Below are 24,379 nucleotides of genomic sequence, written 5' to 3'. Positions count from 1 at the left end.
GTCAGCCCTCCAGCAGGCTGTTAAACGGCTCGATCTCGACCCATTCGCCTGCTTCAACGTTGCCACGATCACGCTCCAGCACGATAAAGCAGTTGGCCTGGCTGAACGAACTGAACACATGGGAACCCTGCGGGCCGGTGGAGTGCACTTCCAGTTCGCCGTCTTCATTTTGTTGCACGAATCCGCGCTGGAAGTCGAGGCGGCCAGGCGATTTTTTCAGCGCGGTTGCCGCTTTCACCGTCTGGCGAGGCGGCAGCGCCGGTCCCTGTTGCCCGGTCAGTTTTGCCAGCAGTGGCTGAACCAGCTGATAGAAGGTGAGGACGGCGGAAACCGGATTGCCCGGCAGACCGCAGAACCAGCTGTTGGTCAGACGGCCAAAGGCAAAGGGTTTGCCCGGCTTAATCGCCAGCTTCCAGAAGCTGATTTCGCCTAACTCTTCCAGCATGCTTTTGGTGTAATCGGCTTCGCCCACCGAGACGCCACCGCTGCTGATCACCACGTCGGCCTGACTGTCGGCCTGGCGGAAAGCCTCGCGCAGCGCCTGCCGATCGTCACGGATGATCCCGAGGTCAATCACTTCGCAACCCAGCTTGTCCAGCATCAACCGCACCGCAAAGCGATTGGTGTCATAAATCTGCCCTTCCGCCAGCGGCTGGCCGACAGGTTGCAGCTCATCGCCGGTGGAGAACACCGCGACCCGCAGCTTGCGCAGCACCTTCACGTCCGCCACACCGAGAGACGCCAGCAGCGGCAGTTCGGCGGCACCTAAGCGGATACCCTGTTCCAGCACCGTTGCGCCTTGCAGGATGTCATCGCCCGCCAGGCGGATATTTTGCCCTTCGGTGACGTCGGCCAGAATGCGGATCGCATCGCCATCCTCGCCGGTCTGTTCCTGCATCACTACGGCTTCAGTGCCGGGCGGCACCGGCGCACCGGTCATAATGCGCAGGCAGGTGCCCGCGGGCCATTCACCTTTGAACGGGGCGCCGGCAAAGGCTTTTCCGGCAATTTTCAGCGGCTGTCTGGCAAGGTCTGCCATTCTTAAGGCGTACCCATCCATTGCCGAGTTCGCAAACGGCGGCACGTCAATCGGCGAGGTCACCGCACAGGCGGTGATGCGTCCGACGGCCGCGGACAGCGGCAGGGTTTCCGTCTCTGTCAGCGGGGTAATCGCCGCCAGCATTTTCGCCAGCGCATCGTCCAGCGAGATCAATCCCGCAGTAAAGGCTTCCATAATGTCTCCAGCGTGCCCGAAGCGTCGGGCCGTCATCCAGTCAGTTGCCATTATTATGGCGTGAATTCGCGGTCTGGTCACGCCTGCACCGAAGGCGGTTATGACATAGAACCTTTCGTTATTATCAGCCAGCGAACATTCTGCTTTACATCACTTTACAGCCTGCCTATAGTCGAAAACGACGCAGACCTAAACAATTTCATTCTAACTCAGTGTTTTTCATGCTGATTTAGCACCCAGGGTAATCGGATTATGGCCAGAGCAGTCATCGCGATCCACGGCGGTGCGGGCGCAATTGCCCGCGCCAGCATGAGCGCAGAGAAAGAACAGCACTATATTCAGGCCCTGTCGGGGATTGTTGCCAGCGGACAGGCGGTGCTGGCGGCGGGTGGCAGCGCGCTAGATGCCGTAACCGAAGCGGTGCGCTTGCTGGAAGAGTGCCCGCTGTTCAACGCCGGTAAGGGCGCCGTCTTCACCCATCAGGGCACCCACGAGCTGGATGCCTGCGTGATGGATGGCCGCTCGCTGGACGCCGGTGCGGTTGCCGGGGTGAATACCCTGCGTAATCCGGTACTGGCCGCCCGTGCCGTGCTGGAAAACAGCCCGCACGTGATGTTTATCGGTGAAGGCGCAGAGAAATTTGCCGCTGAGCACGGGCTGGAACAGGTTCCGCCTGACTTCTTCTCCACGCCTGAGCGCTGGGAACAGCTTCAGCGCGCGCTGCATTCCGATCATGCCGTGCTCGATCATGATGGCGCGGCGCAAAGCTCTGACGATCCTCTCGATCCGGATCGCAAGTTCGGCACGGTGGGCGCGGTGGCGCTGGATTTATCCGGTAATCTTGCCGCGGCGACCTCGACCGGCGGCATGACCAACAAACAGGCCGGACGCGTGGGCGACTCGCCGATTGTTGGCGCGGGTTGCTATGCCAATAACGCTAACGTTGCGGTCTCCTGTACCGGCACCGGCGAAGTCTTTATGCGCACGCTGGCGGCTTACGATATCGCCGCGCTGATGGAATATGGCGGCTTGTCGTTGAAAGAAGCCAGCGATCGCGTGGTGATGGAAAAAATCCGGGTGCTGGGTGGCAGCGGCGGCGTGATCGCCGTCGACCGCGAGGGCAATGTCGCCCTGCCATTCAACAGTGAAGGCATGTATCGCGGCTACGGCTATGTGGGTGATGCGCCTAATGTCGGTATTTACCGCGAAGAATAAGGAAGCAGGATGCCGGTGATCACGGACCTGCCTGCCGGGCAGGTATTATCAGTCAGAAACCTCAGCGTCAGCTTCCGTCAGGAAGAGGGCGTGGTGCAGGCGGTGAAAAACCTGTCGCTGGATGTGCAGCGCGGTGAGACGCTGGCGATTGTTGGCGAATCAGGTTCCGGGAAATCGGTCACCTCGCTGGCCTTAATGCGGCTGGTGGAGCAGGGCGGTGGCAGCATCGACAGCGGCGAAATGTGGCTGCGCAGACGCAACGATCGCATCGTCGATCTGGCCAGCGCGCGCCAATCCCAGCTGCGCACCATTCGCGGTGCGGATATGGCAATGATTTTCCAGGAGCCGATGACCTCGCTAAACCCGGTGTTTCCGGTGGGCGAGCAAATTGCCGAGTCGATTCGCCTGCATCAGGGGAAAAGCCACCGCGAGGCGCTGCAGGAAGCCGAGAGGATGCTGGATCTGGTGCGCATCCCGGAAGCGAAAAACGTCCTCACCCGCTTTCCTCATCAACTCTCCGGCGGGATGCGGCAGCGGGTGATGATCGCGATGGCGCTTTCCTGTCGTCCGGCGTTGCTGATTGCCGATGAGCCGACCACCGCGCTGGATGTGACCATTCAGGCGCAGATATTACAGCTGATCCGCGTGCTGCAAAAAGAGATGCAGATGGGGGTGATTTTTATCACTCACGATATGGGCGTGGTGGCCGAAATGGCCGATCGCGTGCAGGTGATGTACCGCGGCGATGTGGTGGAAACCGGCACCGTGGACGAAATTTTCAGCTCGCCACAGCAGCCCTACACCAAGGCGTTGCTGGCCGCCGTGCCGAAACTCGGCTCCATGACTGGCCAGGCGTATCCGGCCAAATTTCCGCTGATTTCACTGGAGAGCCGCGACGAAATCGTGGTGCCTCAGGATACCGTTTCACCCGACGCGGAGCCGGTGTTGCAGGTTCGTGACCTGGTGACGCGCTTCGATGTCCGTGGCGGCATTTTTAATCGCGTCATCCGCCGGGTTCATGCGGTGGAGAAGGTCAGTTTTGACCTGCGGCCCGGTGAAACACTGGCGCTGGTGGGCGAATCCGGCTGTGGGAAATCCACCACCGGTCGCTCATTGTTGCGGCTGGTGGAAAGCCAGGGCGGCACCATTACCTTTGATGGCCAGCGCATCGACACCCTTTCCGGTTCGGCGCTTTCGCATCTGCGGCGGGATATTCAGTTTATTTTTCAGGATCCCTACGCATCGCTCGATCCCCGGCTGACGGTCGGCTTTTCGATAATGGAACCGCTGCTGGTGCACAAGCTGGCAAAAGGGCAGGCGGCAGAAGATCGGGTGGCATGGCTGCTGGAGCGCGTCGGTCTGTTACCTGAACATGCGCGGCGTTATCCGCATGAGTTCTCCGGCGGCCAGCGTCAGCGAATTTGCATCGCCCGCGCGCTGGCGCTGAATCCTAAAGTGGTGATTGCCGATGAGTCGGTCTCCGCGCTGGACGTGTCGATTCAGGCGCAAATCGTCAACCTGATGCTGGATTTGCAGCGTGAATTCGGCATCGCGTTCCTGTTTATTTCCCACGATATGGCGGTCGTCGAGCGCATCAGCCATCGCGTGGCGGTAATGTACCTCGGGCAGATTGTTGAAATTGGCCCACGTCAGTCCGTATTTGAAAATCCCCAGCATCCCTACACGCGCAAGCTGATGTCAGCGGTGCCGGTGGCCGATCCCCGACATCGCCGTCGTGAACGAGCGCTGCTGGTGGACGAAATTCCCAGCCCGATCCGTGCCCTTGGGGACGAACCGGTGGTGGCACCGCTGATTGAGGTGAGTGCCGGACACTATGTTGCCCGTCATGCGATTGGCGGTGCCTGATATTGCTGCACAACAACAACAAGGACTTCAGGAGATGAACGCACAATGATGATTCATAGCAAACGTAAGTTACTGTTAACCGCAGGTTTATTGAGCAGCTTTGCCGCTGTGCCTGCCTGGGCGGCGAAAGATGCGGTGATCGCGGTGGGTTCCAACTTCACGACATTGGATCCCTACGACGCAAACGATACCTTGTCGCAGGCGGTGGCCAAATCCTTCTATCAGGGCCTGTTTGGCTTCGATAAGGACATGAAGCTGGTCAACGTGCTGGCTGAAAGCTCCGATGCCAGCAAAGATGGCCTGACCTACACCATCAAACTGCGTAGCGGCATCAAATTCCAGGATGGCAGCGACTTCAATGCCGAAGCGGTGAAGGTCAACCTCGATCGCGCCAGCAATCCTGATAATCACCTGAAGCGCTACAACCTGTTCAAATCCATTGCGACCACCGAGGTTATCGATCCGCTGACGGTGAAAATCACCCTGAAGCAGCCGTTCTCGGCCTTTATCAACACGCTGGCCAGTCCGGCTGCCGCGATGATTTCGCCAACGGCGCTGAAGAAATACGGTAAGGAGATTGGCTTCCACCCGGTCGGTACCGGCCCGTATGAGCTGGATACCTGGAACCAGACCGATTTCGTGAAGGTGAAGAAATTTGCCGGCTACTGGAAGAAAGGCTATCCGAAGCTGGATACCATTACCTGGCGTCCGGTGGTGGACAACAACACCCGTGCGGCGATGCTGCAAACCGGTGAAGCCAACTTTGCCTTCCCAATCCCTTACGAGCAGGCAAAACTGCTGGAGAAAAACAGCAAGCTGGATCTGGTGACCTCGCCATCCATCATGCAGCGTTACATCAGCTTTAACGTCACCCAGAAGCCGTTCGATAATCCGAAGGTGCGTGAGGCGATCAACTACGCCATCAACCGTCAGGCGCTGGTGAAAGTGGCGTTTGCCGGTTATGCCACGCCAGCAACGGGTATCGTGCCGCCAGCGATCCAGTTCGCCCAGACCTATCCGGCCCCCGAATATAACCCGGCTAAGGCGCGTGAGCTGCTGAAGGAAGCGGGCTTCCCGAACGGCTTCACCACCACCTTATGGTCATCCCATAACCACAGCACCGCGCAGAAAGTGCTGCAGTTCACTCAGCAGCAGCTGGCTCAGGTGGGTATTAAAGCCACCCTGACCGCGATGGATGCGGGACAGCGTGCGGCAGAAGTGGAAGACAAAGGGCAGAAAGAGAGCGGTGTGCGGATGTTTTACACCGGCTGGTCGGCTTCCACCGGTGAGGCTAACTGGGCACTGACGCCGCTGTTTGCCACCCAGTCCTGGCCGCCAACCATCTTCAACACCGCGTTTTACAGTAATGCCAAGGTTGACAGCGATCTGGCCGATGCACTGAAAACCACCGACGGCGAGAAGAAAGCCGCGCTGTACAAAGATGCTCAGGACATTATCTGGAAAGAGCAGCCCTGGGTACCGCTGGTGGTGGAGAAACTGGTTTCAGCCAACACCAAAAACCTGACGGGCTTCTACGTGATGCCGGACACCTCGTTCAGCTTTGACGACGCCGATCTGAAGTAAACCCCGCTCACGGTGACCGCGCCTCCCGATATGGGAGGCGTGGTTGTCTTAAGCGCAGGATGACGCATGCTCAATTATTTTATCAGACGCTTACTGGGACTGATCCCCACACTGCTGATTGTGGCGGTATTGGTGTTCCTGTTTGTACATATGCTGCCGGGCGATCCCGCCAGGCTGATTGCCGGTCCAGAAGCCGATGCAACGGTGGTGGCACTGGTTCGTCAGCAGTTAGGCCTCGATCAGCCAATGATCCAGCAGTTCTGGCACTTTATCAGCAATGCAGTGCAGGGCGATTTTGGTCAGTCGATGGTATCAAAGCGGCCGGTTTCGGCGGAGATTGCCGCGCGATTTTTACCCACCCTGTGGCTGACGTTAAGCAGCATGGTGTGGTCAGTGATTTTTGGCATGGGCATCGGCATTACCTCCGCTGTCTGGCGCAACCGCTGGCCAGATCGGCTTGGCATGACGCTGGCCGTTTCCGGAATTTCGTTCCCGGCATTTGCGCTGGGGATGCTGCTGATGCAGGTGTTCTCGGTTGAATTAGGCTGGCTGCCCACGGTGGGGGCGGACGGCTGGAAGCACTATATTTTACCGTCCATCACCCTGGGCGCCGCGGTTGCGGCAGTGATGGCGCGCTTTACCCGCGCCTCGTTTGTTGAGGTGATGCAGGAAGATTATATGCGCACCGCGCGGGCCAAAGGCGTGCGTGAGACGCTGGTGGTGGTCAAGCACGGCCTGCGGAATGCGATGATCCCGGTGGTCACCATGATGGGCCTGCAGTTTGGCTTCCTGCTAGGCGGCTCAATTGTGGTGGAAGTGGTGTTCAACTGGCCGGGACTGGGGCGTCTGCTGGTGGATTCGGTCGAGATGCGTGATTACCCGGTGGTGCAGGCCGAGGTGCTGCTGTTCTCGCTGGAATTTATTCTCATTAACCTGGTTGTGGACATGCTTTACGCCGCCATCAACCCCGCGATTCGTTACAAATAAGGACCGGCGATGAAAAACTGGCGACGTAGCGCGGCGCTGTCCGCGATGCCAACGATTAACCAACATCGCGTGCGGACACCCTGGCGGGAATTCTGGCGGCGATTTAAAAAGCAGCCGGTGGCGATGGTGGCCGGGGTGTTTGTGCTGCTGCTGATTGTGGTGGCGGTGATTGCGCCGTGGATTGTGCCATTCGATGCAGAGAACTATTTTGACTACGATCGGCTGACCGAAGGCCCGTCGATGATGCACTGGTTTGGTGTGGATTCGCTCGGTCGCGATATCTTCAGCCGGGTGCTGACCGGCACGCGCTTGTCGCTAATTTCCGGCTTCTTCTCGGTGGCGATCGGCGCGGCAATTGGCACCTTGCTGGGGCTGCTGGCCGGCTACTACGAAGGCTGGTGGGATCGGATCATAATGCGCATCAGCGATGTGCTGTTCGCCTTTCCGGGGATCCTGCTGGCGCTGGCCGTGGTGGCGATTTTAGGCACGGGTATGTCCAACGTGATTGTGGCGGTGGCGATCTTCAGTATCCCGGCCTTTGCCCGTCTGGTGCGCGGCAACACGCTGGTGCTGAAGCATATGACGTTTATCGAGTCGGCCCGCAGTATTGGTGCCTCCGATTTCACCATCATCATGCGGCATATTCTGCCGGGAACCATTTCATCGATCGTGGTCTATTTCACCATGCGTATTGGCACCTCGATTATCACCGCAGCCAGCCTGTCGTTCCTCGGATTGGGCGCACAGCCGCCGACGCCGGAATGGGGGGCGATGCTCAATGAAGCCCGTGCCGATATGGTGATGGCCCCGCACGTGGCGATTTTCCCCAGCCTGGCGATCTTCCTGACGGTGCTGGCGTTCAACCTGCTGGGGGATGGCCTGCGCGATGCGCTGGATCCTAAACTGAAGACCTGATGTCGCCGAGTGCGTGCCCTGTCGGCGCGCGCTGCAGATTTCTGTGCCATGCTTGCTTCTTTCTCAGTGGGGTGGCAATGAAAGAATTCGACTATCAGCAGGATTTCAAAACAATCGACTTTCGTAAGCATCCCGAGTTGTATCAGGTGGGGCGCGGGGAACAGGGCGTGTTAATGGTTGAGCCCTATAAAAGTGAAATCCTACCGCACTGGCGGTTTAAAACACCGGATATTGCGCAGGTCTCAGCCACGGCGATCATGGCGCTTTTTGAGCAGTACCGGAAAAATGATGAGTTTGTCGGCATGGATATGGCCCGCAAATTTATTCAGATGGGCTATACCCGCGCCAGGCGCTATGCCAACCATAAGGGCGGGAAGAAATACGATGAGAAGCGCGAGCTGTTGCCCTTCGAGCTGAACGAAGAAAAGGCGGCCTCAGCGGCGATTTTCAAAGGGTATTGGGACCAGATCCGCGCCGATAAAGACTATCTTCAGCGCAAAAAACAGCATCAAAAAGAGTACGGCTAACGCGGAAAGTGAAAAGGGCCAGCCCATTCCGGCCGGCCCTTTTGGCAGGTATTAAATCTTGGACGCCCACAGGTCGTATTCGTCGGCGTTATCAACCTTCACACGCACCACATCGCCTGGCTTCAGGGATTTCTCGCCGTTGAGATAGACGGCACCGTCAATCTCAGGTGCATCAGCCATACTGCGGCCAATCGCCCCTTCTTCATCCACTTCATCGATGATTACCAGAATTTCACGACCGACTTTTTCCTGCAAACGTTCGGCGGAGATCGCCTGCTGCAGCTGCATAAAGCGATCGTAACGTTCTTCCTTCACCGACTCCGGTACCGGATCCGGCAGCTGATTGGCGGTCGCGCCTTCAACCGGGCTGTATTTGAAGCAGCCGACGCGATCCAGACGCGCTTCCTTCAGGAAGTCGAGCAGCATCTGGAAGTCTTCTTCCGTTTCGCCAGGGAAACCGACGATAAAGGTCGAACGCAGCGTCAGGTCCGGGCAAATTTCGCGCCAGCGCTTAATGCGCTCCAGCGTACGTTCAACGGCACCCGGGCGCTTCATCAGCTTCAGGATGCGCGGGCTGGCGTGCTGCAGCGGGATATCCAGGTAAGGCAGCAGTTTCCCTTCCGCCATTAGTGGAATGACATCGTCCACGTGCGGGTACGGGTAAACGTAGTGCAGACGCACCCACACGCCCAGTTTAGCCAGCTGTTCGCACAGGCTGACCATGCTGGTTTTTACCGGCGATCCATTCCAGAAACCGGTACGGTGTTTCACGTCCACGCCGTAAGCCGAAGTATCCTGGGAGATCACCAGCAGCTCCTTCACGCCGGCTTCAGCCAGACGCTTGGCTTCATCCAGCACCGAGCCAATCGGACGGCTGTCCAGATCGCCACGCATGGAAGGGATGATGCAGAACGTACAACGGTGGTTACAGCCTTCTGAAATCTTCAGGTAAGCGTAATGGCGCGGCGTCAGCTTCACGCCCTGTTCCGGCACCAGGCTCAGGAACGGGTTATGCGCTGGCTTAGGCACATAGCGGTGGACGTGCGACAGCACCTGCTCATAGCTGTGCGGTCCGGTGATTTCCAGCACCTTTGGATGCACTTCACGGATCTGGTTCTCTTTCGCACCGAGGCAGCCGGTGACGATCACCTTACCGTTTTCATTCAGCGCTTCGCCGATCGCTTCCAGCGATTCTTGTACAGCGCTGTCGATGAATCCGCAGGTGTTGACGATGACGATTTCGGCATCGTCATAACGTGGAACCACTTCATAGCCTTCGGTGCGCAGCTCGGTGAGGATGCGTTCAGAGTCGACCAGATTTTTCGGGCAGCCGAGAGAAACAAATCCGACACGCGGCGCCATAGTTGTATTTTGCGACATTACTCATTTCCTGTTTTGCACAGCAATTTTGCGCGGGATTCTACCCATCTCTACGTAGAATTTATACAGCAATATGAAGTGTAGGGGGATTCTTCTGACCGACGGGCATTCCCGGCCGGATTGAGGGAGATCAAAACAAGCGGGATTAGGGGCGGCATTTGTTTGATTTGCTGGGATTTTGACCGGTATAACAGTGGCTGCAAACAGTATTGTTGAGGCTGTTGGCGTTATCAATGGACAGTGACAAGTTATGGTAGACAGCATTGAACAGCGGGTTTATGAGCATGTGCGGCCCTAAGCTGGCTCGTACCTGTTCAATCTTAAGAAGGTGAAATTATCGCCTGAGACTGACCTTGATACCGACCTGAGCAATGATGAGCTTGAAATTGAAGATTTGATGAATGAGTTTTTCGAAAAGTTTAATGTTCAGTGAGGAAAATTCAGGATTGAGACCTATTTCCCTGATATGCCTTTTACATGGAATGTCTTTAAAAAGAGTGCAACTTTTCCCGTCCCTGATTTCACTGTCGGGATGATGATTGAATCCGCAAAAGCCGGGAAATAGTTGTATGACTAGCCACAAGCAAGGAGCTCAAAATGGCCGTACCTGTACACTTATTTTTGACCGATGATGGCGGCGCTATAATCCGGGGTTCTTCCGAGGTGAAACACCGTGAAGGAAGTGTGGAACTGAGGAGTTTGCATCACAATATCACCCTCCCAACCGACCCTATGACAGGGAAGGTTACGGGGACTCGCCAACATTCACCTTTCCAGTTCACCAAGGAGCTTGATAGCTCCTCTCCCTACCTCTTCAAAGCTGCGGCAACAGGGCAGACACTAAAATCGGCTGAATTTCGTTTCTATCACATCAACTATGCCGGCCAGGAAGTGGTGTATTACGTAATCACACTGGAAAAAGTGAAAGTGATTTCTGTTAGTCCTGCTATGCACGACACGCGAGGTTGCCCGGGAACAGGTCACATGGAAGAAGTTTCATTGAACTACGAGAAGATCACTCACCTGTACAAAGACGGCAATCTGTTAGCCCATGACGCTTGGAACGAGCGTACAACGGCAACGGCTTGAAACAAAGGGAAAGGGGGCTATTGCCCCTTTTTCATCCGAGAGTAGCGAGTCTAAAAAGCCATTGTTGTAGGGCAATTAAGGTTTACTTGACCCCAAGAATCATATGGAAGCCTGTCATTTACCAACCTGATTGTAAAAAAACAAATCTTAAGTCTGCAAAAAAGGGATATTAGTATGGATACAGTTGAGGAACTTAATGGAACATATTTCTATGCAGGGCGATCTAACGTTAACGCCTCTGAGTTGTTTTTTATGGTATTCGTGATGAATACTGCGAAACACTTCGGGATAGTAGATGTCGCTGCTGTAGTTGCTTTATATAGCGGTATTAATGATCAGACAACGCGAGCTAAACCTATAAACGCCGTCCCCGTTACCTCACGAGTGTCTAAAAGCGTCAGAGGACTTCTCAAAAATACGATGTTCCCATTTGGGATCAAAATGCCAACATGGATAGGAGGTTATACGCCATGGACTGTGAAACTAAAGATGGTTAGAAAAGTAAGCACGTTCGTAGGGCGAACCATACCCCTCATCGGTGAGGTTATTCTGATTGCAGATGTATCAAGGATCACTTACTGCTCTTTACGCGATTATAACTTCATAGCACGAGGTGACGACAAGTTATGGTAGACAGCATTGAACAGCGGGTTATCGAATTCGTGACCCGCCGGAGTGGCGTGTATATGTTCAGGAAGAAGAAATACGACACCTACACCGCGTCCTCAAGCATTCATTTTGACGTGAAGTTAGATCAGGATGATGTTGAAGAATTGATCGATGACTTCTCGGAAGAATTCAATGTGGATATGTCCAGCTTCCATATTGAAACCTATTATCCTGACGTTCATTTTTCCTGGAATCCCTTTAAGAAATCCGAACCGGTGGATATTCCCGATTTCACGGTCGGAATGTTGATCGATTCAGCAAAAGCCGGAAAATGGTTGTATGACTAGCTTAAATTAGCGCAGAACGCGCGGCTTAGGTTAATCCCACAGGAATGTGAGCCCCATTGCAAAGGCAAGAATTGAGCAGGGTACGAGTAAAAGTATGGCGACATAACGTTTACTCTTACGCTTTCTGGTGATGCGCGGAAGACGCGCTATGCTTCAGTTGTCCTTACGTTTTTTTGCCTAATCCTCTGTGAAAAAGGAACACCCCATGCGTGTGTTACGTCTTGGTCTTGTTGCCGGACTTGCGATTGCGGTTCTGGCCGGATGCTCTTCAAAAGTAACGGAATCCCATCAGTATTCTGGGTTTCTCTCCGATTATTCCAAACTGAAACCAACCGAATCTCCGAGCGGGCATCCAACGCTGCGTTGGATCTCGCCAGACTATAAAGCTTCTGATTATCGCGGGATCTATTTCACCCCGGTGGTCTATTACCCTGCGGCGAAACCTACCGAACGCGTTAGCCAGCAAACGTTGGATAGCCTGAGAAGCTACGTAGATACCCGGTTGAAAGCGGCTGTCGCTAAGCAAATGCCGCTGGTCAGTTCCCCGGGCCCAGATACGTTAATTATGAAAACCGCGATTACCACCGTCAGTGCTGAAAACCAGGACATGAAGTTCTATGAAGTCGTGCCGGTCGCTGCGGTGATTGCCGGAACCATGGCGGCCTCTGGCCACCGGACGCAAAATAGCGTGCTTTACCTTGAAGCGCAGCTGATTGATGCCAAAACCGGTAAGCCGGTGGTGGAAGCGGTGCGTAAAGCCTATGGCAAAACGGTACCTAACAACTCGGCACCTGTCACTCTGTCAGACCTTAAGCAGGGCGCTGATGACATGATTAACGACGTCACCACCTTCCCGCATCAACCTTAATCGTCACCTTCCATTAAGCGCCGCACCGTTGCGGCGCTTAATGTTTTGTAAAAACAGCCCCGTCTCCAGCCTTCTTCACTAAATTTAACGGACATTGATCTGAAGGAGTGAAGGTATGTCACGTCTGTTTCCCCTCTGTTTGCTCGCCAGCGCCGTCCTGTTTTCCCATCCCGTACTGGCCGAAAAGGTCAGTGTCGAGCAGTTACAACAAGGGCTTGATCATCCCTGGGCGATGGCTTTTTTGCCCGACAATCAAGGCATATTAATCACCGAACGATCGGGCCAGCTACGGCACTGGCAACAGGGGAAAGGACTCTCGCAACCGATTACCGGCGTGCCGAAAGTCTGGGCGCAACGTCAGGGCGGCCTGCTGGATGTCGTGCTGTCCCCCGACTTTGCGCAAAACCGCCGCGTCTATCTGACCTGGACCGAAGCCGATGACAACGGGCGTGCCGGTGCTGTGGTGGGCTCCGGCTTGCTCAGCAAAGATCTGACGCAGCTGACCGATTTTAAAGATTTACTCCACCAGCAACCGAAACTCTCCAGCGGGGCCAATTTAGGGTCGCGACTGGCCTTTGATCAGGCAGGTTATTTGTACGTCACCTTTGGCGATAACTTCCAGGCCGCGTCAGCGCAGGATTTAACCGCCTTAACCGGTAAGGTTATTCGCCTCAATGCGGATGGCAGTATTCCAAAAGATAATCCTTTTGTCGGTAAGAAGGGCGCCAGACCTGAAATCTGGAGCTATGGTATGCGCAATCCACAAGGGCTTGCCTTTAATCCGTGGAGCAAGGAGATGTGGGAAAGTGAACACGGTCCACGCGGTGGTGATGAGGTGAATATTCCGCGAAAAGGCCAGAATTACGGCTGGCCGCTGGCGACCTGGGGAATTGATTACAGCGGTGAGAAAGTGCCAGGCTCGAAAGGAGGAACCGCGCCAGGCACCGTGCAGCCGGTGTTCTGGTGGAAGGTGTCTCCGGCGATCAGCGGCATGGCCTTCTATAACGGCCACTTCCCGCAATGGAAAAACTCGCTATTTATCGGGGCGCTGAAAGATAAAAGTCTGATCCGTCTGACGGTCAATGGCGATAAGGTCGAAGAGAAAGAGCGCCTGTTGAAGGATCGCGGTGAGCGTATCCGCGATGTCCGGGCTGGCCCGGATGGCTATCTTTATGTGCTGACCGACGAGTCGGACGGCAAGCTGCTTAAGGTGGGATTAGCGAAATAACGGCAGGCTTGACGGTATGGTCAGCAAAATCGGGAGGGCTGATTCAGCCTTCCCGATTTTTGTCAGGCTTATCTTACCCAGTGACACACTTCCCAGCCACGCTGTTCGGCAAGACTGTGCAGCTGTTCGCCGGGGTTAATGACATGGGCATGATCCGCATGTTCAAGTAACGCCAGGTCGTTAATTGAGTCGCTGTAGGCCCAGGTTTTCCCAAAGGTGGTTTCGCTCTGATCGGCCAGCCAGTCATTAAGACGGGTGACCTTGCCCTCTTTGTAGGTCATGGTGCCGTAGGTCTGGCCGCTGTAGCGGTCATCCACGATTTCCACTCCAATCGCCAGCGCGCCATGGGCACCCAGCTGTTCGGCAATCGGCACCACCAGATGTTCTCCGCTGGCGGACACCACCATCACCTTATCACCGCGTTCCTGATGCCATGCCATTCTCTCGCGGGCGGAAGGATAAACCCGTGGCAGAATATCCCGCTGAATAAAGCGACGGACCCAGCCCGTTACCGTAAGCGTGCCCATGCCGGTTAATGGCGACAGGGTGGTGGACATGTACTCTTCCATCGACAGGGAACCCTGATAATACTGGTCCATCAGTGCCCGTTCCTGCTCAATCAGCGCGGCCGGGGCAAAGCCCTGGGAGACTAAATAACGCAGCCACAGGCCGGTGCTGTCTTCGCAGATCAACGTTTCATCAAGATCGAACAAAGCTAAATCCATGGTCATTACTCCTGAGGCAAACTTTATTCAGGTTAGCGGAAAAATGTGACTGACTTAACTGTTCTGCGAAAAATCGGAATTTCACCTGGTGCTGTTCGCCGCAAACGGCGAAAAAAAGCGCAACGAAACGGCATATCCCAGATTTATCTAATAAACTCTGAATAACTTTACAGTAATGCTGTTCTTTTTAAGGCCAGAAACCGTTAGCGTGTCAGGGTTTCCGCCGCCGCGCTGCAAAACACTTGTCTTTCAAATGGATACTTGGGTCTCGTCATGAAGAAATCACGCCTTTCCGCCGGTGCTTTGACACTGACTGCCACCACTTCACTGTTGCTGTTCACCTTCTCAACCCGTGCAGAAGAGGCGCCCGCAGCGCCACAAATCGATGCTAAAGCCTGGATCCTGATGGATTACAACAGCGGTAAAGTGCTGGCGGAATCCCATGCAGATGACCGTCTTGACCCTGCCAGCCTGACAAAAATGATGGCCAGTTACGTGGTAGGGCAGGCCATCAAAGCCGGCAAAATTACCAACGACGATATGGTGACCGTCGGCAAGGATGCCTGGGCGACGGGTAACCCCATTCTGCAAGGTTCCTCGCTGATGTTTCTGAAGCCGGGCGATCGCATTCCCGTTTCAGAACTGAACAAGGGAATTATTATCCAGTCTGGCAATGACGCCAGTATTGCACTGGCCGATTATGTTGCGGGCAGTCAGGACTCCTTTGTCAGCCTGATGAATAACTATGTGCAGGCGCTCGGACTGAAAAATACCCACTTCAAAACCGTGCACGGGCTGGATTCTGACGGGCAATACAGCACGGCCAGAGATATGGCGCTGATTGGCCAGGCGTTAATCCGCGACGTTCCGCAAGAATATGCGCTGCACAAAGAGAAAGAGTTCACCTTTAACCGCATCCATCAGCAGAACCGCAACCGCCTGTTGTGGAGCAGCAACCTGCAGGTTGATGGCATCAAGACCGGCCATACCGCGGGCGCGGGAAATAATCTGGTGGCTTCGGCGGTCAGTGGCGACCAGCGCCTGATTTCAGTGGTGTTAGGCTCCCCGACCGATGCCACGCGTTTCCGCGAGAGTGAAAAGCTGCTGACCTGGGGATTCCGCTTCTATGATACGGTCACGCCAATCAAAGCCGACAAGCCGTTTTCCACCCAGCGGGTTTGGTATGGCGAAAAGAAAGAGGTCAATCTTGGCGTCGCCAGCGATGCCTCGGTGACCGTGCCGAAAGGGCAGCTTAAGAACCTTAAAGCCAGCTTTACCCTCTCACAGCCTCAGCTAACCGCGCCGTTGAAGAAAAATCAGGTGGTGGGCAATATCGATTTCCAGCTTGACGGCAAAACGATTGAACAGCGACCGCTGGTGGTAATGGAAGATGTGAACGAGGGGGGATTTATTAGCCGCATCTGGGATTTCGTGATGATGAAAATGACCGGCTGGTTCGGCAAATGGTTTGCCTGACGGGCGGTAAGAACATGAAAGGGGCGAAGAGATTCGCCCCTTTTTTTATCTCTGTCAGACCAGATCGTATGCGATAGCGGAAATCGCGATTAATCCCACCAGCACCACAAAGATATTGCTGATTTTGCCGCTGTACTGACGCATTGCCGGCACTTTATTGATGGCATACATCGGCATCAGGAACAGCAGCACGGCAATCACCGGGCCACCCAGGGTTTCAATCATTCCCAGAATGCTTGGATTCAGAGTAGCGACCAGCCAGGTGGTGATCAGCATAAAGATGGCGGTGATGCGGTTCAGCTTCGCTTCCGGCAGCTTTTTCGCTTTCTCACCGAGAGATTTAACCATCAGGCCGTTGAAGCCTTCACGCGCACCAAGATAGTGACCGAGGAAGGATTTGGTAATGGCGACCATGGCGATGATCGGTGCCAGCCAGGCCATCAGCGGCGTATCAAAGTGGTTCGCCAGATAGGAGAGGATCGAGATGTTCTGCGCTTTGGCTTCGGCAAGATTCTCCGGAGACAGGCTGAGTACGCAGCTGAATACGAAGAACATCACCGTTACCACCATCATCAGATGGCTGCGGGCCAGAATGCGTGAGCACTTCTTCTCGGCTTCCTCGCCATATTCCTGACGTTTGGCCACCGCAAACGCGGAGATGATCGGCGAATGGTTAAAGGAGAACACCATCACCGGTATCGCTAACCACAATGTCATCCACAAGCTGCTGCCGCTGCCCGCTAAGCTGACGTGCTGGAAAACGGAGCTGTTCCAGTGAGGAATCAAAAACAGCGCCAGTGCCATCAGCACAATCACAAACGGATAAACCAGCACGCTCATGGTTTTGACGATCATCTCTTTGCCAAAACGCACAATCGACATCAGACCGACAATCAGGATTAAGGCCAGCAGCGCCCTTGGCGGCGCCTGCATATGCAGCTGGTGGGTCATAAAGCTCTCAACCGTATTGGTGATCGCCACGCTGTAGACCAGCAGAATCGGGTAGATCGCGAAGAAGTAGAGCAGGGTGAGCAATTTACCGGCGCCCTGACCGAAATGCTCTTCAACCACACCGGTGATGTCTTCACCCACTTCACGTCCGGACAGCACAAAGCGACACAAACCGCGATGGGCGAAGAAGGTCATCGGGAACGCCAGAAGCGCCATAATCAGCAGCGGGATCAACCCGCCGATACCGGCGTTTATCGGTAAAAACAACACACCGGCACCAATCGCCGTGCCGTACAGGCCCAACATCCACATGGTGTCGCTTTTGCGCCAGCTGGCTGCCTCTTCGGCGCTGGCGAGAGGAAGTGAAGCCGTTTTGGATGAATCCATGATGATCTCCAGTTTGAAAACAGTAAAGTAAAGTGCGCTATACAGTGAAAACGGCGGCGAACCAGCGCAATTTAATTTAAGGCTCTGCCTGAAAGGCCGACACTCTACCATCTGAAATGGAAGAAGGAAGGGGGCGAAAACGAATTTCTGGCGATCTGAATCACAATACCAATAATATTATTAGTGATAAATGCTGGAGGAGATTTTTAAGGTGGGCAAATACGCTGGTTTTATATTGCTGCTGTGGTTTTTTAGACTGGGATTTTGCTGATTTGAGTTGGTTAAACAATGTTCAGTCGATCGTTTTTTAACGATTTACCAACATTAAATATGATGTAAATCAATGTAATAGATTTTAAGGCGGGAGAAAAAGTTAACCAATATCCTGGCTTGCGCAACACGAGAGCTAAATTCACCGAATATGAGATCGCGTTGCGCAATAAAACTGCCGCTTCTTTAACCATGCAGCGAATATGCACTTATCGGCAACGGCTAATTGCGTACCCAGCCTTTACGAATGGGGAAGGCGAACAGCAGTCGATATATCGTCGAGATATTCTGTAACAGGCGGCGGCCACAAAAAAGCCAGGCAACCTGTGCAAACAAACAGGAGAGCGCACCGACCAGCAATCCTCCCAGCATATCCATTGGCCAGTGTACGCCAAGGTAAATACGGGACCAGGCAATGGCGGCACCCATCAGCAATAACACGGCACCTGACCAGCGACGATGCCAGCAGAAGAAGGCAATGGCGAAGGTGAAAATGGCGGTGCCGTGGTCACTTGGGTAAGAGTCATCTGGCGCATGCGGCAGGAACTGATGACCCAGACCCACCACAAAAGGTCGCGCATGGGGGAATAAATTGCCGACGCACCAGGAGATAGTCAGCGCATAACCCAGCGCTATGCCCGTTTTCAACACCAGCTTACGCTGTGAACCCACTTCGCGCTCTGGTCCCCACAGCCACATGGCGACTATCAACACAGGCACAATGGCAATCAGGTCGCGCGCGATAAACGTTGCCACGGAAATCAGCCAGTCCGGTGAGGCCGGCGTCGCGTTTATCCACAGAAAAAGCATGCGGTTCAGCGCTTCCATCGTTATTTATTCCTCGTTTTAAAAAGGTGTAAGACACACCTAAAGTCCATCTCTCCAGCCAAACCTGTCAGCCAGTTGATCAAAGGGGTAAAAGGCGTTCGGCAGCGGCGCCTAACGGCGATGCCAGTACGCTGTCCTGCGTGACATCGAAGGCAAGTGGCCTGCAGGATCAGTCAGATAAGATAAAAGCACCGCACAGGAAGATAAATAGACTCTCTCCTATTTGACAGTCTGGTTGTGCTTTTGTTAAGAATTGATGACAGTTTACTGTCAGCCCGAGAAAGGGAGAGCAAAGATTTGGGGGGGTTAAAAAAGGGATCATCATGCGGAATAACTAAGATTACTCTGAAGTAGAAAGAAAAAAACCCGCCAATCATATGATTAACGGGCTCCACAATTTAGGGGATTTCAAAGAAAAGCAGTGGCACTAATTAGGACTGCGGCAAAATGCAAAAGTTCTGATCTGCACAGAAATATTTTTTTTCGCATAAGGAAGAAGGGGTAACCGGAAATTAGGGGAATTTGGCGCTTAAGAAATTTCTCAATAAAACCGCAGGTTAGGCTTAAGTCTGCACCACTCATAAACACCATGTCATTTCGATTTAACAACTTTGCGACCTTTTACTGCCTCATGTAACGTCCTGTTTACCAGTAACCTGTTGAAGTTAATCGGGATTTATCTTATATTGCGTCGCTGCCAGCAGAGTAGCGGTAATATTCCGGGATACCCTGAATAACAGCCAGCAATCAAAAACTGTTTTTGACACTTTCGTATCACTTTTTCAGCCAGTCATCGCCGCGACGTAAGTTACGGTAGTTTTTTACTCGTTAACTGAATTACATAGCCGGGAGAAGATCCTATGGTATTTAAAGGGATGTCCTGGACAGGCGTCATTGCTTGTTTTGTCCTTTACTGCCTCGTTTTTGTCGCCGTGAGATATGAAATGAGTGTCGACAGCATTATTCAGGAAAAACCCCGCCTGGGCCTGCTGATGTTTGCCTTGCCTGGGGCAATTGCCGCCTTAACCTCGAAAGAAGCGCCGCTGACGGTGGCGCTGGCGGGAGCCCTGCTGGCCACGCCTGTTTTCTTGCTTATTCTGCATTTTTCGCTGGCGGCAGCCAGCCCGGTGTTACAGGAACTGGCCTTTATCACCAGTGCGATTTTCTGGTGTGGATCCGGTGCGCTGTTGGTGATGCTGTCCCGCACGTTGCTGGGCGATGAAGATCATACGAGGCACTGACAGCCAACGCGCGGCCTGTGGCAAGAGCAGGCTAAAGTGACAAACTGCAGGCAATAAAAAAGGTCGATAAATATCGACCTTTTTTACGCCTTCAGCAGGCTGATGAAACAGCCAGCGGAGAAATCTTACTGGAACAGGCCCAGATTCTCTTTCGCGTAAGCTTCGAAATCAGTGCAACCACCAATGTGTTTCTCGTCGAGGAAAATCTGCGGCACAGTTTCGACTGGCTTGCCGACGGTTTTTTCCAGGTCCGCTTTGGTGATCCCTTCGGCGTGGATGTCCACATAGCTAAAGGAGAAGTCTTCGCGCTCGGCGGTCAGCTTTTCAGCCAGCTCTTTCGCACGGACACAGTAAGGGCAGCCAGGGCGTCCAAAAATCACTGCAAACATAGGTTTCTCCTCAAAGGTCAAAATTTATGTGATGTACATCACACTTCATCAGTTAATGCCGAATATGATGCCCGCTTCACGCAGGGAAGGGAAGAAGGAATTACCTGTTGATCTGATTCGTACAGGCTATGCACAACGCTGCGGGATAGGCTTTAATAACCTGATAAAGGATAGAGCACCCCCTACAGAGGAGATACGCCATGCGTGCTTTTAGTCAGCTACCCAAATCCATTTTACTGCTGGAAGGGCTGGGGGGTATTTTGCTGGTGCTCTCTTACTTCACGCTGCACCGGATGCTACCCTTACCGGCACCTTTTTCCGGCCCGCTGGCCGCCACCGTGATGATTTTCGTCGGGATTGCGATGATGCTACCCGCGGCGCTGATGATGATGTGGCGCACGGCTAAAGCGATGGCGCCGGAACTTTTTAACGCTAAGCGTGATGATGTAAAACCAGGAGAGAAGCATGACCCCGACCATTGAGCTACAGCGCTCGCACCGATCGATTCGATCGTTTACCGACCAGCCGATGTCTGACCAGCAACGCGAGGCCATCCTGTCGGCGGCTCAGTCAGCCTCAAGCTCAAGCTTTTTGCAGTGTTCATCCATTATCCGCATTACCGATAAGGCGCTGCGTGAAAAACTGGTTGGCCTGACCGGCGGTCAAAAATATGTCGGAACGGCTGCGGAGTTCTGGGTGTTTTGCGCCGATTTTAATCGCCTGCTGCAGATTTGCCCTGAAGCCCAGTTAGGCCTGGCGGAACAGCTGCTGTTAGGCAGCGTAGACACAGCATTGATGGGACAAAATGCGATGCTCGCCGCGGAATCCCTCGGCCTGGGTGGCGTCTTTATTGGCGGTATCCGTAACAGCATCGCGGAAGTGACCGAACTCCTGGGCCTGCCGAAATTTGTGCTGCCGCTGTTTGGTCTTTGCCTTGGCACGCCCGCGCAGACGCCACAGCTGAAACCGCGTATGCCGTTGGCGATGCTGGTGCACGAGAACCATTACCAGCCGATTGATGCGCAGGTGCTTGCGGCCTACGATGGCGAGCAGGAAGAATATTATCTTTCCCGCGAGAGCAATCCGCGCCGCGAAAGCTGGAGTGACCACATCCAGAAAACCATCGTTAAAGAGAGCCGTCCGTTTATGCTGGACTACCTGCATAAGCAGGGTTGGGCAACGCGTTAAGTTCCCTGGAGGCAGCTGTGAAAATAGCGATTCTTTCGCGAGATGGCTCGCTTTACTCGTGCAAACGTCTGCTTGAGGCCGCGCGAAAGCGTGGCCACAGCGTCGAAGTGATCGATCCGCTCTCCTGTTATATGAACATCAATCCCGGTTCATCGGCCATTCATTACCGTGGCAAGCAGCTGGCCCATTTTGATGCGGTGATCCCACGCATTGGTTCGGCGATCACCTTTTATGGCACGGCGGTGCTACGCCAGTTTGAAGTCTGTGGCAGCTATCCGTTGAATGAGTCTGTGGCCATCACCCGCGCGCGGGACAAGCTGCGGTCGCTGCAGTTACTGGCGCGACAGGGCATTGATATGCCGGTTACCGGCTTTGCCCACTCGCCTGATGACACCAGCGATTTGATTAAAATGGTTGGTGGCGCACCGCTGGTGGTGAAGCTGGTGGAGGGCACTCAGGGAATTGGTGTGGTGCTGGCGGAAACGCGTCAGGCAGCCGAAAGCGTTATCGATGCTTTCCGTGGACTGAATGCGCATATTCTGGTGCAGGAATTCATTAAAGAAGCTGAAGGTCGGGATATTCGCTGCCTGGTGATTGGCGGTGAAGTAGTGGCGGCCATTGAGCGGTCAGCGAAAGAAGGGGATTTCCGTTCTAACCTTCATCGCGGCGGTACCGCACGCAGCATCGAAATTACCGGACTCGAGCGCGAAATGGCGATTAACGCGGCGGCCACGCTTGGACTGGACGTGGCGGGCGTGGATATTCTGCGGGCGAAACGTGGGCCGCTGGTGATGGAAGTGAACGCCTCTCCCGGGCTGGAAGGAATTGAAAAGACAACCGGTTTGGATATTGCCGCAATGATGATTGGCTGGATTGAGCAACAGGCGCGCCCCGGCTTCTGTCTGAAAACCGGCGGATAAGCGCATATTTCTGTCACAATCGTGGTGTTTAACGGCGTTTTTCCGTAAGCTAGGCCGCAATTTTAAGGCGGTAAGAGAGAAAGCACATGGATTCACTCGTCGTTCCAGATATTGACGTGATACGACGTTGGCTGGATCAGCAAAGCATCACCTGGTTTGAGTGCGACTCTTGTCAGGCGCTTCACCTGCCGCATATGCAAAATTTCGACGGGGTGTTTGATGCCAAGCTCGATTTGGTCGACAACGTCATTCTGTTTTCAGCGCTGGCTGAGGTTAAACCCACTGCGCTGATCCCGCTGGTTGGCGATCTTTCGCAGATCAACGCCAGCTCGCTGACCATTAAGGCCTTCCTGGATATTCAGGATGACAACTTGCCTAAGCTGATCGTTTGCCAGTCATTGACGGTCGCTGCGGGCATCACCTACGGGCAATTTGCGCACTTTATGAAGCAGAGTGAAGAGCAAATCTCGATGGTGGTTCTGGAAGCGTTTGCCAACCAACTGTTGATCCCGGGCGAGGAAGACGACCGTACCGAAATCGTCTCTTCCCATTCGATCCTGCACTAAATTCCATCCTCTCTTCTCTGTCGGGTTGATCGCTGATTAACCCGTCCTCCGCTTTGCCTGCCGTTTATTTATTCACTCTCCTTTAACTGTTGCTATTTTCCCCAGTTGATTCGCCTGAACAACCATTTTTTATTCTGCTTTATAGCCTAAAATGCCAGATATCTGTCGCCGTTTATGCCACCTTTGGCGTATCACATAGAGGAAACATGCATTAAAAATCGATAAAAGGCGTTTTTTACGCGGAGGGCTGGCCTGAGGGCAGCAGGGGGGCTATTCTTGCCAGGCTGCATTTCGCATGCAACGTCGCTTCAGGTATAGGTTTTTTCTATTTAACAGCACCATGAATAGTCATTCATTATAGGGCCATGTTCTGGCCGGCTGAGCCTGTGCCTCTGTTTGTAATTATCCCTGTTCAGGAGAATGGAAAACATGTTCAACCAACGTAAGAAATGGTTGTCAGGTGTGGTTGCTGGCGTGTTGATGGCGGCTTCCGCTGGCGCAGGTGCTGCTGATAAGACGCTGCATGTCTATAACTGGTCAGACTATATTTCCCCGGATACCGTACCGAACTTTGAAAAACAAACCGGTATCAAAGTGGTCTATGACGTGTTTGACTCCAACGAAGTGCTCGAAGGCAAGCTGATGGCCGGTAGCACCGGTTATGACGTGGTGGTGCCGTCTTCCAGCTTCCTGGCGCGTCAGCTGCAGTCCGGCGTCTTCCAGCCTCTGGATAAGAGCAAACTGCCTAATTACAAAAACCTCGATCCGGACATTTTGAAAAAGCTGGATCAGCACGATCCGGGCAACAAATACGCCATCCCTTACCTGTGGGCGACCACCGGTATCGGCTATAACGTCGATAAAGTTAAAGCGGCGCTGGGCAAAGATGCCCCGGTCGACAGCTGGGATCTGGTGCTGAAACCGGAAAACCTGGAAAAACTGAAAAGCTGCGGCGTGTCGTTCCTCGATGCACCGGAAGAGATCTTCGCCACCGTGCTGAACTACCTCGGCAAAGATCCGAACAGCACCGATCCTAAAGATTACTCTGGTGCGGCCACCGACCTGCTGCTGAAGCTGCGTCCGAGCATCCGTTATTTCCACTCTTCTCAGTACATTAACGACCTGGCAAATGGCAACACCTGCGTGGCGATTGGCTGGGCGGGTGACGTTCTGCAGGCGAAAAACCGCGCGATTGAAGCGAAAAACGGCGTTCACCTGGCGTACAGCATTCCTAAAGAAGGTGCGCTGGCGTTCTTCGATATGCTGGCGATCCCTAAAGATGCCAAAAACGTCGATGAAGCTTACCAGTTCCTCAACTATCTGATGGAGCCGAAGGTCATTGCTGACGTCTCTAACAAGATGTTCTATGCCAACGGCAACAAAGCATCCGTGCCGCTGATCAATGAAGATATCCGCAACAACCCTGGCATCTTCCCAACGCCAGAAACCATGGCGAAACTGTTCGTGCTGAAAGTACAGGATCCGAAACTTGACCGTGTGCGTACGCGCGCATGGACTAAAGTTAAAAGTGGTAAGTAACAGACATTAGTGGATTTGACTCACTTTTGATCGTGCAACAGAGGCGCAGT

Annotated in this window: 24 protein-coding genes and 1 pseudogene; 19 read left to right on the top strand and 6 right to left on the bottom strand. The window is 54.0% G+C overall.

Annotation, left to right across the window (positions count from 1 at the left end; genetic code table 11):
• Position 1: 1 nt before the first annotated feature.
• Positions 2-1,234, bottom strand: coding sequence for a molybdopterin molybdotransferase MoeA (moeA, locus tag ACXKZG_RS15135; protein WP_455865162.1), 1,233 nt, complete (start codon positions 1,232-1,234; stop codon positions 2-4).
• 252 nt (positions 1,235-1,486) lie between these two features.
• Here moeA and ACXKZG_RS15130 point away from each other — a divergent pair, with 252 nt between their 5' ends.
• The 6 genes from ACXKZG_RS15130 to ACXKZG_RS15105 all read left to right on the top strand — a co-directional run bounded on the left by ACXKZG_RS15130 (position 1,487) and on the right by ACXKZG_RS15105 (position 8,328).
• A complete protein-coding gene (locus ACXKZG_RS15130) occupies positions 1,487-2,449 on the top strand; it encodes an isoaspartyl peptidase/L-asparaginase (protein WP_013201470.1) in 963 nt (320 codons plus the stop codon).
• 9 nt (positions 2,450-2,458) lie between these two features.
• Positions 2,459-4,315 (top strand): glutathione ABC transporter ATP-binding protein GsiA, encoded by a 1,857-nt coding sequence (gene gsiA, locus ACXKZG_RS15125; RefSeq protein ID WP_013201471.1) that lies wholly within the window; start codon positions 2,459-2,461, stop codon positions 4,313-4,315.
• 48 nt (positions 4,316-4,363) lie between these two features.
• On the top strand, positions 4,364-5,899 hold the full coding sequence (gene gsiB / locus ACXKZG_RS15120) for a glutathione ABC transporter substrate-binding protein GsiB (protein WP_053146443.1): 1,536 nt from the start codon (positions 4,364-4,366) through the stop codon (positions 5,897-5,899).
• 66 nt (positions 5,900-5,965) lie between these two features.
• Complete coding sequence (gsiC, locus tag ACXKZG_RS15115; protein ID WP_013201473.1) at positions 5,966-6,886, top strand: glutathione ABC transporter permease GsiC; 921 nt, start codon at positions 5,966-5,968, stop codon at positions 6,884-6,886.
• Positions 6,887-6,895: 9 nt separating this feature from the next.
• Positions 6,896-7,801, top strand: coding sequence for a glutathione ABC transporter permease GsiD (gsiD, locus tag ACXKZG_RS15110; protein WP_053145851.1), 906 nt, complete (start codon positions 6,896-6,898; stop codon positions 7,799-7,801).
• A 77-nt stretch (positions 7,802-7,878) separates the two neighbouring features.
• The gene (locus ACXKZG_RS15105) at positions 7,879-8,328 is read left to right on the top strand and encodes a DUF4385 domain-containing protein (protein ID WP_013201475.1); all 450 of its coding nucleotides are present in this window, start codon (positions 7,879-7,881) and stop codon (positions 8,326-8,328) included.
• 51 nt (positions 8,329-8,379) lie between these two features.
• Here the strand turns inward: ACXKZG_RS15105 and rimO are convergent, their stop codons facing one another.
• The gene (gene rimO, locus ACXKZG_RS15100) at positions 8,380-9,708 is read right to left on the bottom strand and encodes a 30S ribosomal protein S12 methylthiotransferase RimO (protein WP_013201476.1); all 1,329 of its coding nucleotides are present in this window, start codon (positions 9,706-9,708) and stop codon (positions 8,380-8,382) included.
• Between the two features lie 310 nt (positions 9,709-10,018).
• Between rimO and ACXKZG_RS15095 the strand changes: the two are divergent.
• The 6 genes and pseudogenes from ACXKZG_RS15095 (at position 10,019) to ACXKZG_RS15070 (ending at position 13,849) form a co-directional block, all read left to right on the top strand.
• Positions 10,019-10,273 (top strand): annotated as a pseudogene (locus tag ACXKZG_RS15095) (DUF1493 family protein).
• Positions 10,274-10,305: 32 nt separating this feature from the next.
• Entirely contained in the window at positions 10,306-10,797 is a 492-nt protein-coding gene (locus tag ACXKZG_RS15090) for an Hcp family type VI secretion system effector (RefSeq protein WP_488875098.1), read from the top strand.
• A gap of 174 nt (positions 10,798-10,971) precedes the next feature.
• Complete coding sequence (locus ACXKZG_RS15085) at positions 10,972-11,430, top strand: STM2901 family protein (protein WP_488875097.1); 459 nt, start codon at positions 10,972-10,974, stop codon at positions 11,428-11,430.
• Entirely contained in the window at positions 11,424-11,753 is a 330-nt protein-coding gene (locus ACXKZG_RS15080; protein WP_053145847.1) for a DUF1493 family protein, read from the top strand. Before ACXKZG_RS15085 ends, ACXKZG_RS15080 begins: the two co-directional genes overlap by 7 nt.
• A 205-nt stretch (positions 11,754-11,958) precedes the next feature.
• Complete coding sequence (locus ACXKZG_RS15075; protein WP_053145845.1) at positions 11,959-12,621, top strand: DUF3313 domain-containing protein; 663 nt, start codon at positions 11,959-11,961, stop codon at positions 12,619-12,621.
• A 115-nt stretch (positions 12,622-12,736) separates the two neighbouring features.
• Positions 12,737-13,849, top strand: a complete 1,113-nt coding sequence (locus ACXKZG_RS15070; protein ID WP_013201479.1) for a PQQ-dependent sugar dehydrogenase — start codon at positions 12,737-12,739, stop codon at positions 13,847-13,849.
• Between the two features lie 68 nt (positions 13,850-13,917).
• Here the strand turns inward: ACXKZG_RS15070 and ACXKZG_RS15065 are convergent, their stop codons facing one another.
• Positions 13,918-14,574: an HAD family hydrolase gene (locus ACXKZG_RS15065; protein WP_134823800.1), complete on the bottom strand. Its 657-nt coding sequence runs from the start codon at positions 14,572-14,574 to the stop codon at positions 13,918-13,920.
• 273 nt (positions 14,575-14,847) lie between these two features.
• Here ACXKZG_RS15065 and ACXKZG_RS15060 point away from each other — a divergent pair, with 273 nt between their 5' ends.
• Positions 14,848-16,050 carry a serine hydrolase gene (locus tag ACXKZG_RS15060; protein WP_013201481.1) on the top strand — a complete coding sequence of 401 codons (1,203 nt, stop codon included), beginning with the start codon at positions 14,848-14,850 and terminating at the stop codon, positions 16,048-16,050.
• Positions 16,051-16,104: 54 nt separating this feature from the next.
• On the opposite strand, the gene ACXKZG_RS15055 is transcribed toward ACXKZG_RS15060, so the two are convergent.
• Together ACXKZG_RS15055 and ybjG are read right to left on the bottom strand one after the other, a co-directional pair.
• Positions 16,105-17,388: an HAAAP family serine/threonine permease gene (locus ACXKZG_RS15055; RefSeq protein WP_013201482.1), complete on the bottom strand. Its 1,284-nt coding sequence runs from the start codon at positions 17,386-17,388 to the stop codon at positions 16,105-16,107.
• Positions 17,389-17,880: 492 nt separating this feature from the next.
• Entirely contained in the window at positions 17,881-18,486 is a 606-nt protein-coding gene (gene ybjG / locus ACXKZG_RS15050) for an undecaprenyl-diphosphate phosphatase (protein ID WP_488875096.1), read from the bottom strand.
• Between the two features lie 860 nt (positions 18,487-19,346).
• Between ybjG and ybjM the strand changes: the two genes are divergently transcribed.
• On the top strand, positions 19,347-19,727 hold the full coding sequence (gene ybjM, locus ACXKZG_RS15045) for an inner membrane protein YbjM (RefSeq protein WP_488875095.1): 381 nt from the start codon (positions 19,347-19,349) through the stop codon (positions 19,725-19,727).
• A gap of 125 nt (positions 19,728-19,852) precedes the next feature.
• On the opposite strand, the gene ACXKZG_RS15040 is transcribed toward ybjM, so the two are convergent.
• Entirely contained in the window at positions 19,853-20,116 is a 264-nt protein-coding gene (locus ACXKZG_RS15040) for a GrxA family glutaredoxin (protein WP_013201485.1), read from the bottom strand.
• 200 nt (positions 20,117-20,316) lie between these two features.
• On the opposite strand from ACXKZG_RS15040, the gene ACXKZG_RS15035 reads away from it, so the two are divergent.
• From ACXKZG_RS15035 to potF, 5 genes are all read left to right on the top strand, one after another.
• Entirely contained in the window at positions 20,317-20,598 is a 282-nt protein-coding gene (locus ACXKZG_RS15035) for a DUF1418 family protein (RefSeq protein WP_346566012.1), read from the top strand.
• On the top strand, positions 20,582-21,304 hold the full coding sequence (gene nfsA, locus ACXKZG_RS15030; RefSeq protein WP_488875094.1) for an oxygen-insensitive NADPH nitroreductase: 723 nt from the start codon (positions 20,582-20,584) through the stop codon (positions 21,302-21,304). Before ACXKZG_RS15035 ends, nfsA begins: the two co-directional genes overlap by 17 nt.
• Positions 21,305-21,321: 17 nt before the next feature.
• Entirely contained in the window at positions 21,322-22,224 is a 903-nt protein-coding gene (gene rimK / locus ACXKZG_RS15025; RefSeq protein ID WP_488875093.1) for a 30S ribosomal protein S6--L-glutamate ligase, read from the top strand.
• Between the two features lie 86 nt (positions 22,225-22,310).
• The gene (locus tag ACXKZG_RS15020; protein ID WP_013201489.1) at positions 22,311-22,790 is read left to right on the top strand and encodes a YbjN domain-containing protein; all 480 of its coding nucleotides are present in this window, start codon (positions 22,311-22,313) and stop codon (positions 22,788-22,790) included.
• Between the two features lie 429 nt (positions 22,791-23,219).
• Entirely contained in the window at positions 23,220-24,329 is a 1,110-nt protein-coding gene (potF, locus tag ACXKZG_RS15015; protein WP_134823803.1) for a spermidine/putrescine ABC transporter substrate-binding protein PotF, read from the top strand.
• Positions 24,330-24,379: the final 50 nt, after the last annotated feature.

The organism is Erwinia sp. 2186 (assembly GCF_057812255.1).
The sequence above is the reverse complement of the archived record's forward strand: the minus strand, read 5'-3'. Positions and strand labels throughout refer to the sequence as shown.